The following is a 12,876-nucleotide window of genomic DNA, read 5'->3' on the forward strand; positions in this document are numbered from 1 at the left end:
TGTACGTCCGGACGTCCGATGGTCCGGTGAGGTGCAGTGGCGGCCGGACTGGCTGGACGCGGGTGCCCATCGCATACCGGTACGGATCTACCGGCCCGGACCGCGGCCGTACGGCTGGCTGGTCTGGGCGCATGGCGGCAGCTGGCAGGCCGGGTCGGTCGAGCACTGGCACGGGCCCGTCGCGGACCTGGCGAGGACCTCGGGGTGCACGGTGGTCAGCACCGGCTACCGGCTGGCCCCCGGCTACCGGCACCCTGCCCAGCTGGAGGACGTGCTGACCGCGCTCTCCTGGGCCGGGGAACAGGCGGCGGACGGTGAGCCGCTGGCGGTCGGGGGCGACAGCGCGGGCGGCACCATCGCTGCCTGTGCGGCTCTCGCCCGCCGCGACCGTGACCAGTCGCTCGCCGCCCAGGTGCTGGCCTACCCGCCACTGGACCCCGACTGCGCCGCCACCTCCTACACCAGCGAGCCGGGCGCCTTCCCCGCAGCCGATGACCTCCGGCTGGCCTGGGAGACGTACCGCGATGGGATCGAAACCGCCGTACGCGGCGGGACCCCGCTGTACAGCACCCCCCTGGCGGCGGAGCGGCTGGACGGCCTGGCCCCGGCCGTACTCGCGGTCGGCGACCTCGATCCCGTCCGTGACGACGTCACGGAGTACGCCCGGCTGCTGCGCGAGGCGGGCAACACCTTACGGCTGAAGATTTTCCCCGGCACCCCGCACGCTGCCTTCCTCGCCGCCGGCGGTCCCGGTGCGGGGAACCCGGGGCTGCGGCGCTGGCTCGGAACGGCGCTGCGCGAGCAACTCGAACGACGGAAGGAGACACCATGACCACCACACGGCCCGAGACGGGGCTGCCGCACCTCGCGGCCCTGCTGCGTCACTTCGGGGACCTGCGCGACGGCACCCACGGCGAGGACGGCGACACCGTGTCGCGCCAGGGCAAGGAACGGCACTTCGAGCAGGCCGTCGAACTGCTCCACCCGTACGCCGTCCAGGTACTGGAGGAGTTCGACACAGCCCTGCTCCTCGGTACCGGCGAGGTGACGGCGAGCGGGACCCAGCGCACCCGGGACCGGGGACTCGGGGCAAGCTGGACGCTGTCCTGGCCCGAGCAGCGGGGGACCGGGATCGCGCCGATCACGCTTGTCGCGTACTACGGCGGCGGCTTCCACCACCCGCATCTGCGGGGCGCGACCGTGCACGACTGGCCGCTGAACGTGTTCACGCCCGAGCAGGCGGCGGCCGAGGTGCCCACGCTGCGCGCGATCGCCGCCGGTGATCTGCACAACCTGGTCTTCCAGCGCGACTACCGGATCGTGCCGGCGATCACGCGAGGCGCGCGATGAGCGGGGCGGCGGCGTCGGCCCCGAGCCTGTCGGTGCTGGACCAGTCGCCTGTCGGTGCGGGTTTCTCACCAGCCGACTCGCTTCGAGCGTCGGTCGAACTGGCCCAGGCCGCCGAGGAGTTGGGGTACGTCCGCTACTGGACCGCCGAACACCACGGCTCCCCGGGGTTCGCGGGCTGCGCCCCGGAGATCCTCGCTGCCATCCTGCTGGGCCACACCCGGCGGATGCGGGTCGGTACCGGCGGAGTACTGCTGCCGAGGTACTCGCCGGCGAAGGTGGCCGAGGTCTTCTCGGTCCTGGCGTCGGTGTTCCCCGGCCGGGTGGACCTGGGCCTGGGCCGCAGCGGCGGTCCCGCCCACGACTATCCGCAGCGGGTGCGGGCGGTGCGGGTGCTGCTGGGTCTGGACGGCGCCGACCCGCTTGCCGGGGGCGAGACGGGGCTGGTCCCACCCGTGCGGCCGCAGGTGTGGCTGCTGGGTGCCGGGGCGAGTTCGGCGCTTCTGGCGGGCGAGTTGGGGACAGGGTACGCCTTCGCGCACTTCCTTGTGCCCGGGCCGGCCCGTGAGGCCCTGGCCTCCTACCGGGCGACGCTCGTCGAGCACGGCCGGGCGGGCCGCGGGGGTGTGCTCGCCGTACGCGTGGTCACGGCCGAGAGTGAGGAACGTGCCGAGGCTTTGGCGCAGAGTGTGCTGCTGTGGCGGGCGCGCAAGGACCTGGGTGAGGACCTGCCCTTGCCCAGCGTCGAGGATGCGCGCAAGCACCGGTGGGATTCGCTGGAGGCCGAGCGGGCCGATGTCCGTCGGCGTTCCCTGGTGTGGGGGACGCCGGAGCAGGTGCGGGAGCGGTTGACCGAGCTGGCGGCCGAGCACGGGGTCGACGAGGTCATGGTGAACACGCTGACTTGTACGCCGGAGGATCGGTTGCGGTCGCACGAGCTGCTTGCGGAGGCTTTCGCGGGGGATGCGCGGGCCGTGCGGGTGTAGGTGGGCCGTCGTCGGCTGCGGGTGCGTTGTGGCTGGTCGCGCCCACGCGGCGGAGCAGCATGTCGATACCTCTCCGCGTCTCTGAAGAGGCGCTCATGGGGGCCGGGGTCTGAAGCCGCGGCCCCCATCTCTTTCGTACGGGCTCAGAGTGCCCGTAGCGAAGTCGGCTGGGGCTCAGCCGGGGTCGGCGTGGTCGGCTCCGTCGTGCGGCGGCTCCGGCTGAAGCGGCGCATCGCCGGCATTTCCACGAAGCGGTACAGGAGCCAGCCGCCCAGCAGTGACGCGGTGAAGAAGCCGATGATGAGCAGGATCGACGCCGGCACCGAGTAGGTGGCGCCGTTCAGGAGGGAGCGAAGATAGAAGATCGCCACGCCCTGGACGAGGTAGAAGCCGAAGGAGATCTCGCCCAGCCAGACCATCGGGTGGCTACGAAGCCAGGTGTGGTGGCCGGCGACGTCGGATGCCGCCACCGAGGCGATCAGCGCGCCGATGGGGACGATCGTCACGGTGACGAACGTGTACTGGAAGGGCACCACGAAACCGGCGGCGTACCCCAGCGCGCACAGCACCAGCGACTTGCCCGTGCCCATCCAGCGGGGCCAGCGGCCGGCCAGTACGAGGCGCGCCAGCAGGACACCCAGCACGAACTCGAAAAGGCGGCCGGGCGGGAACAGGTAGCCGAACCAGAACTGCTTGTCGGAGATCGGGGTGATCGCCGACTTCGGGGTGTTGGGGACCAGGTAGGTCGAGATCAGCTGGACCGCCACGGTGCCGGCGACCATTACTGTGGCCCAGCCCCACAGCGCCCCCTCGCGGATCCTGCGGATCGGCACTATGAGGAGAGGGAAGAGGACGTAGAACAGCAGCTCGCTGCCCAGGGACCAACTAGGCGGGTTCATGCTGAGGTTGATGTCCGCCGGAGGGAAGAACGTGTGCACCAGCAGCAGGTTGGGCAGCCACTGGCTCACCGATGTGATGGTGGCGCCCGCGAAGAGGAGCAGCGAGGCGAGGAACACCGCCAGATGGTTCGGGAAGATCTTCGTCATACGGCGGCGCCAGAAGGCCACCGTGGATTGCCCCGGCCGCGCCGACCATGTCAGCACGAAGCCCGAGAGCACGAAGAAGAACGACACCCCGATGTAGCCGGTGTGCAGGAAAGCCTTGGTGTAGGCGTGCGCGACGCCCGAGTCGGCGAACGGGTTGATGGGATCGTTGGGCGGGATGGGCGAGTTGGTGAGGGAGGAGTGGAAGAAGAAGACCAGCAGGGCCGCGAAGAAGCGCAGCCCGGTGAGGGAGGGGAGGGTGGCGACGCGGGTGCGAGCCATGACGATGCTCCTCTGGGGGAAAGGCCTCGGGGCGGCCGTGCCCGGCCGCCCCGGGACCCAGGGGGAAGGGGGCCTACTCGGCGAGGTCGATCTCGTTCCGGTGGAGCACGATCTTGGCGTCCTTGGCCACGTAGTAGTTCTGCACCGAGTACGCGATGGTGGCGAAGTCCAGCCGGCCGTCGCCGTTGAAGTCGGCCGTGGCGATCCGCGCGACGGACTCGTCGGACACCCGCCACTTCGCCCAGACGCCTCGGGCCGCGTCGACGGCCTTGTAGTACATGACGCCCTGCCAGGGCCACGGCCCGCGCAGCGCCACCAGGAACTCGTCGTCGCCGTCCCCGTCGAAGTCGGCGCACACGATCTGGTGGCCGGGGCCCTCGCCGTTCTCGTTCGGGTCGCCGTACACGTCCAGCAGTGTCCGCTTCCAGCCGTCGCCGTCGCCCTTGGTGTAGACGGCGACCGTGTTGCCGTGGAACGGTTCGATCGCGGCAACGTACGCCATCGGGTCGTCGCCGAGCCGCCCGGCGTTGAGGTCGCCGCTGCCCCGGAAGCCGGTCTTCTCGAACTGGCTCAGCTCGCCGGTGCCGACGAGTTCACGCACCCATTCGCCGCGCTCGGCGTCGAAGTACAGCCAGGTGACGCCCTCGTCGGAGGCGAGCAGCAGAGAGTCCCGGTCGGAGCCGGGGATCAGGCCCCGCTTCTTCTCCGCGCCGTGGATCATCCGGAAGTTGCTGTCGTCGATGACCGTCATCGGCCATTCCTCGGCGCCAAGCACGTCGTCGGGCCGGGTGAACAGCACCACCGGCAGCACCGCGTGCACATCCGCCTCGGCCACGATCGGCAGGCCGATGATTTCCAGGCGTTCGGACTGGGTGAAGTGGCCGGCCCGCAGCCGGTGCATACCGGTGGCCCGGCCGACGTAGTGCTTCTTCCAGCGGGAGGGGTCCTTGTCGGGCGAGCCGGGGTTCTCCAGCCAGGCGATCTTGCCGCCCTCGGGGTCGGGGTCGACGATCGTGCCGATCGGGCCGTACAGCTCGTAGCAGACGATGACGTCGGGGGAACCGTCGCCGCTGACGTCGGCGAAGTCGGCGCCGACCGGCATCCGGAAGCCGTCCGCCGCCAGCCGCCGGGTCCATCCGCCGTCGTTCTGGTACCAGTAGATCTCACCCAGGCGCAGCCCGTAGCCGAACAGGTCGGGGCGGCCGTCGCCGTCGATGTCGGGGGCCTCCAGCCAGTAGCCGTCGCGTAGTTGGTCGGCCACCAGCTCCGGGGTGAACTGCGGGATCCGTATCTCGTTCATGTCATGTCTCCGCTCGACGGTCACCGCGGGACGCGGTGGTACTCGATGGCCAGCCAGACGCAGTCGGTGTCGGCGCGGTACTGGTGCCAGGGGTAGACGTAGGTGTCGTCGGGCCCGAGGGTGCAGAACGGGTCCGGGGTGGTGTAGCCGGGGCTCATCGGGAGGTCCTGGTAGAGCGTGGTGTGGTCCTGCTCCCTGAACTTCTGCATGCGGCCGAGGCCGGCCACCTGTGTGTGGACCTCGATGAAGTCGTGCCGGTTGTGGATGAAGCAGTCGGTGCCCGCGGGGGCGAACCACAGGTTGACTCGCACGTCGAAGGCGTCCGGAGTTCCGGCCGCCGGGCGCTCCCGCAGCACCCGAGCGGGGTCGAACTCGACCCTGCCGATGGTGTCCTGCGGGCCCCGCGACAGCGGGATGCCCTTGTCGAACGGCAGGCCGCCGGTGGTGCCGGGACCGTCGCCGATCCGGTCGCCCAGCAACTCGCTGAGCAGCGCCCAGTCCGGCTCGTCCGTGATGTCGGCGATCCGCTCCGCCTTCTCGTCGTCCGTGCGCAGGACGACCAGGAGTTCGGCGTCCTCGATCGTCGTGTCGGTCACGATCGTCGAGGTCAGCGGCGGGATCGGGCGCCTTGGGGCCTCCGCGACCCAGGCATCGCCCGGCGCGCAGTTTACGACGATCGCGCGGCCGCCGACGTGGTGTTCCGAGGCGCCGGCGATGACCGTTGTGGCGACGAAGGAGCCGCCCAGGTCCAGCGTGCGTTCCACGGTGTCTGTCATGTGCGTTCCGTTCGTCATGTCCGCACGTACTCCGCGGACCTGGCCAACTCGACGGCGATGCCGTCGACTTCGGTTTCCGGTACGAACGGCTCCGGCGCGGGTCCGTCGCCGAAGAAGTGCGCGATCGCGTCGACCGTGCGCTGTGTCGCACGTCCGTCGCCGTACGGATTGGCGGCCGAGGCCATCCGGGCGTACTCTCGCGGGTCGCGCAGCAGCCGGACGGTGTGGCCGTACACGCCGTCGTACGCGGTGCCGACCAGGCGGGCCGTGCCCGCGACCACCGCCTCCGACCGCTCGGTGACATTGCTGATCACCAGGGTCGGCTTGCCCAGGGCGGGGCCTTCCTCCTGGGCGCCGCTGCTGTCCGAGAGGATGAGGTCCGCGCGCCGCATGAGCCGGCAGAAGTTCAGATAGGGCAGCGGGTCGACGATCGTGATGTTCGGGTGGTCGCCGATGCGCGGCAGCATCGCCTGCCGTACGGCGGGATTGCGGTGCAGCGGTACGACGACCCGGGTGTCGGGCTCATCGGCGATGTCGGCGAACGCCCGGGCGATCTCCGGGAGATGGGGCCAGGCGTCCCGGCGGTGCGCGGAGGCGACCACCACCCGCCGGGGGTCGGTCTCCAGGTCCGCCAGTGCGGGGTGACCGAAGCTCTCCGCACGATGACTCGCCCACTGCAGGGCGTCGATGACGGTGTTCCCGGTGACGGCGATGGTCTCCTCTGCGATGCCCTCGCCGAGCAGGTTCGCCTTATTGCCCGGCGTGGGAGCCAGATGCAGGGCGGCGACCTGGGCGACCATGCGGCGGTTGCCCTCCTCGGGGAAGGGGGACCCGAGAAAGCCGCTGCGCAGCCCAGCCTCTACATGGACGACGGGGATCTGGAGATGGAAGCCGGCCAGAGCGCCGGCCATGGTGGTGGCGGTGTCGCCGTGCACCAGCACGGCCTCCGCCTCCAGGGTGCTGAGCCGGGCTTCCAGTTCGCGCAGCGCACGGTAAGTGGTCTGCGAGAGCGTCTGCTGGGGGACCATGACACCGAGGTCGATGTCGGGGCTCAGATCGAACGCCCGCATGGTCTCGTCCAGCATCTCCCGGTGCTGGCCGGTGGAGATGACGATCGGGTCGAAGCGGGGGTCGTCGCGCAGTGCGTGTATGACCGGGGCGAACTTGATGGCCTCCGGGCGTGTGCCCAGGACCACGGCAACAGATCGCATCAGGTGTCTCCCGATAGAGGTGTCGCGTATGTACGACGGCGAACGCCCTGATTCGGGCAAGCGGGCCCGACGCCTGCGGCGGGCCTCGCGGGACGGGCCGTTGGGCCTGTCCGCCGGTCGGGCCCTAGCTCTTGGCGGGCTCGACGGAGAGGGCGTGGTGGAAGAAGTTCGTGGGGTCCCAGCGCCTCTTGACCTGCTGCAGGCGCGGGTAGTTGTCCTTGTAGTAGAGGGTGTGCCAGGGGACGCCCGAGGTGTTGTAGCGCGGGTCCGCCATGTCCGTGTCGCAGTAGTTGATGTAGCAGCCGTCCGTGCGGTCGCCGATCAGCGGAACGCCCTTGGTCTCGGCGAAGAACTCGGCGTACAGACCGCGGATCCACTCCAGGTAGAAGTCGTCGTCCGCTGCGTCGGGCCAGAACGTCTGGAAGGTCATCTTGAAGGCGCAGTCGCGCTGTGCGTTGGCCGTGTCGTTCTGTCCGACCGCGTTGACCTGGCAGCCGAAGGAGAACAGCACCAGCATGGTGTCGGGGTTCTCGAAGTCCGGGCGGGTCATGTACCGGTACAGCGCGGTGATCTGCTGGTCGCTGAAGTTCTTCCGCATGTACCCGGACTTGTGCACGGCCCGGGATGTCGGGTTGGTGATGGTCGGATTGTTGGTGCCGACCATCCGGGTGGCGTTCAGCCAGGGCATCTCGCGCGGTTCGGCCAGATCCGCCAGGTGCGGGATCTCGCCGTTCGCCTTCGCCATCGGCTTGGCCGTGAGGCCGGTGCCGGCCGTGATCGCGGCGAAGAAGTCGTCCAGCAGCTTTCGGGCGTCGGGCACGGTGGCGTCGACCTGGGTGAACATGCCCAGACTGCCGTGCGCCTTCGAGCTCACGTTGAACAGGCTTGACAGATGCCGGTACGGCGAGTCCGGCGCACTGTTGGCCTCGTGCCAGGTGCCCCAGTTCTTCAGCAGCCGGGCGAACTTCGCCTCGTCCAGGTCGGCCCAGGGCAGATCCACGGCATGCACCAGCACCTTGGACGGTGGCGAGATCAGCTGGTCGCCGGGTTCGGCGCCGTGAGCGTCGGGCGAGCGGAACCAGTAGCGGGTGATCAGGCCGAAGTTGCCGCCGCCGCCTCCGGTGTGCGCCCACCACAGGTCGCGGTTCGGGTCGTTCTCCTCGCGGGTGGCGACAGTGGTACGCACCTTGCCCTGCGCGTCGACGGTGACGACCTCCACGGCGTACAGATGGTCGACGACCAGGCCGTGGGCGCGGGAGAGCAGGCCGTAACCGCCGCCGGATATGTGACCGCCCGCGCCGACGCTGTAGCAGATGCCGCCGGGAACGGTCACGCCCCAGCCCTTGTACAGCGCCTCGTAGACGTTGAGCAGGCGCGCGCCGGGCTCGACGTAGAAGGCGCGTCTGGCCGGGTCGTAGCCGACGTCGGTCATCTCGGAGAAGTCCAGGATGACCTCGACCTCAGGGTTGCAGACCAAGGCGGCGAAGCAGTGGCCGCCGCTGCGTACGGAGACCCGCTTGCCGGCCCGGTGGGCGACGCGCAGTGCGCGTTCGGCGTCGGCGGTCGAGCGGATCATCTTCACGTACTCGGGCGCGGCGACGTACCGCTGGTTGTTCCCGGTGGTCAGCAGGGGGTAGCGGGGGTCGTCGGGGCGGATGAGTGCGCCGACCCCGGCTGGCTCCGCGGCCTTGGCGGGGGTGGCGGTGGCGGCGGTCAATCCAGTGGCGGCCGCCGTGGCAGTGCCGGCGAGGGCGGCGCCGCGGGTGAGGACGGAGCGGCGATTTGGGGGCTGGGTGGCAGTCATGGACACCTCAATCAGAGACTCGGCGTGACGGGAGGCGGATTCAGCGGGTCGGGACGGCAGGGGTCAGATCTGGCGCAGTGCGCCGCCGTCGACCGCCCACTCGGCGCCGGTCACCTGGCTGGCCAGGGGTGAGAGGAGGTAGGCGATGATCCGGGCCACGTCCTCGGGCCGGCCGATGCGCCCGCTGGGCAGCCTGCGCTCTTCGCGGATGAAGTGGTCGACCGCGTCGTCGGGGGACATCCCGTAGCGTTCGGCGAGTTGCTCTGCGAAGCCGCCCGGGGCGTCGAACAGTGCCGTCCTGGTGGGGCCGGGGGAGACGACGTTGGAGCGCACCCCCTGGGGCGCGAACTCCGCCGACAGGGACTTGGAGACGGACAGCAGCGCGGTCTTGGCCGCCGCGTAGTCCAGCAGCGGCGCGTCCGGGAATCGGGCGGCCTCGCTGGCGATGTGCACCAGGCTCCCCGAACCCTGCTCGACGAGCGTGGGCAGAACCGCCCTCGTGAACCGGACCACCGAATGGAAGTTGAGTTCGAAAGTGGCTTTCCAGTCCGCGTCGGTGGTGTCGAGAAAACCTTGGCGGGAGGTGAGTCCGCCGGCATTGTTCACCAGTCCGTCGATGCGTCCGTGACGCTCGAGAACGGCGTCCGTCAAGCGCCGGGCGGCGTCCGGATCGGTGACGTCGGCGGAAACCGACGAAACGTTCTCGGCGATCACGTCGATGGCCTTCGCACTGCGCGCGACACCGACGACCAGGGCGCCTTCCGCGGCGAGAAGTTGCGCGGTGGCCGCGCCGATCCCGGCCGATGCCCCGGTGACGATGTGGACAGTGCCGGACAGCTGGAGGTCCAACGGAGTTTCCTCTCTGGTTCCGACAATGGGCGGCTACGCGGCACCCAGCTCCTCCGGCACGGCTGTGAGGCCGACGCGCGATCCGACGAACTCGCCGAGCCATGCCCGGAATCCCGGCCCCAGATCCTCGCGCTCCCAGGCCAGCCGGACCACGGCGCGCAGGTAGTCACCGGGGTCCCCGGTGTCGTAACGGCGGCCGGAGAACACCACGCCGTGCACCGGTCCCGTCGTCCCGTTCTCGCACATCTCGCCCAGCGCGTCGGTGAGTTGGATCTCCCCGCCACGCCCCGGCTTCGTGCGGCGCAGTACGGCGAAGACGTCCGGCGCCAGCACATAGCGCCCGAGCACCGCGAAGTTGCTCGGCGCCAGGGCCGGCGAGGGCTTCTCGACCAGGCCGGTCACGCGCAGCACATCGTCCTCTTCGGTCGCGGTCACGGCCGCGCACCCGTACCGGGAGATCTGGTCCGGGCCCACCTTCATGAGACCCAGGACGTTCCCGCCATGGCGCTCGTGGACCTCGGTCATGCGCGTCAGCAGGTCGTCCCTGGCGTCGATCAGATCGTCGCCGAGCAGCACGGCGAACGGATCGTCACCGACGTACGACGCCGCGCGCAGCACGGCATGGCCCAGCCCTCGGGGATCGCCCTGACGCAGATAGTGGATGTTCGCGACCGAGGAGGGGGATTCCAGCCGAGAGAGCTTTGCGACGTCTCCCTTTTCCTGCAATGCGTTCTCAAGCTCGAAGCTGCGGTCGAAGTGATCCTCCAACGGGCGTTTGTTGCGCCCGGTCACCATCAGTATTTCAGAGAGGCCGGCCGACACGGCTTCTTCGACCACGTACTGAATGGCGGGCCTGTCCACCACCGGCAACATTTCCTTGGGTACGGCCTTGGTTGCCGGAAGGAACCGCGTGCCCAGCCCGGCGGCCGGTATGACCGCTTTCATTATGCGGCGGTTACTGGTCATGTTGGAGAACCTAACTACGATTCGGTTCCTTCCGGTAGTTGTTCGGCAACCGTGGGGCTACTTCAGCGGTTCGCATCCTTTTCCCAGCCTGACAGGTCGTCCGGTACCGTCCTGAGCTGGTGATTTCGAATTATGAACAGGGTGTTGCGCCGCGGACTTACTGAAGATGCGGAAACTGGGTTGCCCCGACGCCCGGACAGCGGGGAGGGTGATGCGGGGCGCGGTGCGGCGGGACCGGAAGGGCGGAGTGCACTGGCGCGCGTCGAAGGGCGCGACACATGACCCGTCGCTCCAGCCGCGCCTGTCTGGCTGGAGTCATGGCGCCGCGGGAAGTCGACAGCGCGTCTGTCACGTTCGTGCAGACGCCGCGCCGGCCGGTGAGGCGCACAGGTAACGCTCAAGGAGCCCTCAGCCCTTGAGGCGGGTCACGGGCCGCGTGGTGGCGCTCTGTCCGAGGACGAGCGCGTCGGCGATCTGCTGCAGGGAGTACTCGCGCACGCCCAGATCCTGTCTCTTCTGAAGTGCGCGCTCGATGCGAGCCTCGATCCGTCCGTGCAGAAGAGAGGACGCACCAGCCCTGGCGAGGGAGGCGAGCCTGGCGTCCGTCGCTGCCATGGGTGTCGGCCCGTCCTGGGATCGACTGAATCAAGGACAAGACACTTGCCCAATTGGGCGCTTTTGCGTGTATCGAATGGAAAGGTGTACCCCTCATGCCTCTCGCGCTCCTGGCACTCGCGATCGGAGCCTTCGGCATCGGAACCACCGAGTTCGTGATCACGGGCCTGCTGCCCGAGGTCGCCGGCAGCTTCGGGGTCTCCATCCCCACCGCGGGCCTCCTCGTGACCGGTTACGCGCTCGGCGTCGTGTTCGGCGCTCCCCTGATGGCGGTGCTCGGCACCAAGGTCTCCCGCAAGCGCATGCTGATGCTGCTCATGGGCCTGTTCATCGCCGGAAACCTGCTTTCCGCCGTCGCGCCCACTTTCGCCGTGATGCTGATCGGCCGTGTGGTCGCCTCGCTCACCCACGGCGCCTTCTTCGGCATCGGCTCGGTCGTCGCTTCCGACCTGGTCGCCTCGGACAGGAAGGCGGGTGCCATAGCGATGATGTTCAGCGGCCTCACGGTCGCCAACGTGGTCGGCGTGCCCCTGGGAACCCTTGTCGGGCAGCACGCCGGCTGGCGGGCCACCTTCGGCGTAGTCGCCGGGCTCGGAGTGATCGGGCTCCTCGGTGTGGCCGTGCTGGTGCCCGAGATGCCCAGGCCGGAGGGCGTGCACCTGCGCCATGAGCTGGCCGCGTTCAAGAACGCCCAGGTCCTGCTCGCCATGGCGATGACCGTCCTTGGCTTCGGCGGCGTCTTCGCGGCCGTCACCTACATCGCGCCGATGATGACCCACGTTGCCGGTTTCGCCGACGGTTCGGTGACGTGGCTGCTGGTCCTCTTCGGGCTCGGCATGGTCGGCGGCAACCTCGTCGGCGGCCGCTTCGCCGACCGCGCCCTGATGCCCATCCTGTACGTCTCCCTCGGCGGCCTGGCCATCGTGCTCGCGCTCTTCACGCTCACTGCACATCACAAGGCTCTTGCCGCCGTCACGATCGTCTTGATCGGAGCCCTTGGCTTCGCCACCGTGCCACCGCTCCAGAAACGCGTCCTCGACCAGGCGAGCGGTGCCCCGACGCTGGCCTCGGCCGTGAACATCGGCGCATTCAACCTCGGCAACGCCCTCTCCGCCTGGCTCGGCGGCCTCGTCATTGCGGCCGGCCTCGGTTACACCGCCCCCAACTGGGTCGGCGCCCTCATGACCCTGGCCGCTCTGTTTCTCGCCCTTGTCTCGACAGTCCTCGAACGCCACGGACACGCCCCCGGTGCCGTCGTCGCGAGCGGCGGCACTCCGGCCGAACATCAGGCCGGTGTCCGTCACTGACCATCCAGGATGCCGAAGGGCCGCTACCGACCTCGTCGACACTGTTCGGCCCGGAGGCCGTGGTCATCCAGTTCGTGGGCCTCGGCGCGACGCTTGCTGTCTCCGGCAGGCAACCCCGATGTCAAGCCCCTTGGATTCACTCGGCCCTGATAACAAGACACATCCGGTGTCCAGCAAGGCCCGAAAGGGAATCCGCTGCGTGAAGGCTCCATGCTCTTTCAGTTCTTGCGCGGCAGGTCCGACAACAGGCCGAGTACCAACTTCCGGGCCCGGCGTCGGGATTCGACCCGTGTGAAGTGTCCCGCTATCCGGCTCATCAGGCCCTCGAACGCCTCCTGCCAGCAGGCAGGGTCTACGCTGTGACCTGCGACCACCGCATGATCGTTTGTC

At 69.3% G+C, this 12,876-nt stretch carries 11 protein-coding genes and 2 pseudogenes; 4 read left to right on the forward strand and 9 right to left on the reverse strand.

Annotated elements, in window-relative coordinates:
• Window positions 1-31: 31 nt before the first annotated feature.
• From JF597_RS28735 to JF597_RS28745, 3 genes are read left to right on the forward strand one after another with little or no spacing between them, the layout of a single operon-like run.
• Complete coding sequence (locus JF597_RS28735; RefSeq protein WP_294002156.1) at window positions 32-832, forward strand: alpha/beta hydrolase; 801 nt, start codon at window positions 32-34, stop codon at window positions 830-832.
• Window positions 829-1,350, forward strand: coding sequence for a hypothetical protein (locus JF597_RS28740; RefSeq protein ID WP_294002157.1), 522 nt, complete (start codon window positions 829-831; stop codon window positions 1,348-1,350). The genes JF597_RS28735 and JF597_RS28740 overlap by 4 nt, the downstream gene beginning before the upstream one ends.
• Window positions 1,347-2,333, forward strand: a complete 987-nt coding sequence (locus JF597_RS28745; protein WP_294002159.1) for an MsnO8 family LLM class oxidoreductase — start codon at window positions 1,347-1,349, stop codon at window positions 2,331-2,333. The genes JF597_RS28740 and JF597_RS28745 overlap by 4 nt, the downstream gene beginning before the upstream one ends.
• Window positions 2,334-2,476: 143 nt before the next feature.
• Here the strand turns inward: JF597_RS28745 and JF597_RS28750 are convergent, their stop codons facing one another.
• The 8 genes and pseudogenes from JF597_RS28750 to JF597_RS28785 all read right to left on the reverse strand — a co-directional run.
• Window positions 2,477-3,658, reverse strand: a complete 1,182-nt coding sequence (locus JF597_RS28750; RefSeq protein ID WP_294002161.1) for an acyltransferase — start codon at window positions 3,656-3,658, stop codon at window positions 2,477-2,479.
• A gap of 73 nt (window positions 3,659-3,731) precedes the next feature.
• Window positions 3,732-4,958, reverse strand: coding sequence for a VCBS repeat-containing protein (locus tag JF597_RS28755; RefSeq protein WP_294002162.1), 1,227 nt, complete (start codon window positions 4,956-4,958; stop codon window positions 3,732-3,734).
• Window positions 4,959-4,978: 20 nt separating this feature from the next.
• Entirely contained in the window at window positions 4,979-5,734 is a 756-nt protein-coding gene (locus JF597_RS28760) for a hypothetical protein (protein WP_294002163.1), read from the reverse strand.
• A gap of 14 nt (window positions 5,735-5,748) precedes the next feature.
• On the reverse strand, window positions 5,749-6,945 hold the full coding sequence (gene wecB / locus JF597_RS28765; protein WP_294002165.1) for a non-hydrolyzing UDP-N-acetylglucosamine 2-epimerase: 1,197 nt from the start codon (window positions 6,943-6,945) through the stop codon (window positions 5,749-5,751).
• A 124-nt stretch (window positions 6,946-7,069) separates the two neighbouring features.
• A complete protein-coding gene (locus JF597_RS28770) occupies window positions 7,070-8,749 on the reverse strand; it encodes an FAD-binding protein (RefSeq protein ID WP_294002166.1) in 1,680 nt (559 codons plus the stop codon).
• Between the two features lie 63 nt (window positions 8,750-8,812).
• Complete coding sequence (locus tag JF597_RS28775; protein WP_294002168.1) at window positions 8,813-9,598, reverse strand: SDR family oxidoreductase; 786 nt, start codon at window positions 9,596-9,598, stop codon at window positions 8,813-8,815.
• Between the two features lie 33 nt (window positions 9,599-9,631).
• The gene (locus tag JF597_RS28780; protein ID WP_294002170.1) at window positions 9,632-10,564 is read right to left on the reverse strand and encodes a UTP--glucose-1-phosphate uridylyltransferase; all 933 of its coding nucleotides are present in this window, start codon (window positions 10,562-10,564) and stop codon (window positions 9,632-9,634) included.
• A gap of 340 nt (window positions 10,565-10,904) precedes the next feature.
• Window positions 10,905-11,179: pseudogene (locus JF597_RS28785) on the reverse strand (MarR family transcriptional regulator); the annotation flags it as partial.
• A gap of 95 nt (window positions 11,180-11,274) precedes the next feature.
• Here JF597_RS28785 and JF597_RS28790 point away from each other — a divergent pair.
• Window positions 11,275-12,486 (forward strand): MFS transporter, encoded by a 1,212-nt coding sequence (locus JF597_RS28790; protein WP_294002172.1) that lies wholly within the window; start codon window positions 11,275-11,277, stop codon window positions 12,484-12,486.
• A 221-nt stretch (window positions 12,487-12,707) separates the two neighbouring features.
• Here the strand turns inward: JF597_RS28790 and JF597_RS28795 are convergent.
• Window positions 12,708-12,860: pseudogene (locus JF597_RS28795) on the reverse strand (IS701 family transposase); the annotation flags it as partial.
• Between the last annotated feature and the right edge of the window lie 16 nt (window positions 12,861-12,876).

Source organism: Streptomyces sp., assembly GCF_019510245.1.
Taxonomy (GTDB): Bacteria; Actinomycetota; Actinomycetes; order Streptomycetales; family Streptomycetaceae; genus Streptomyces.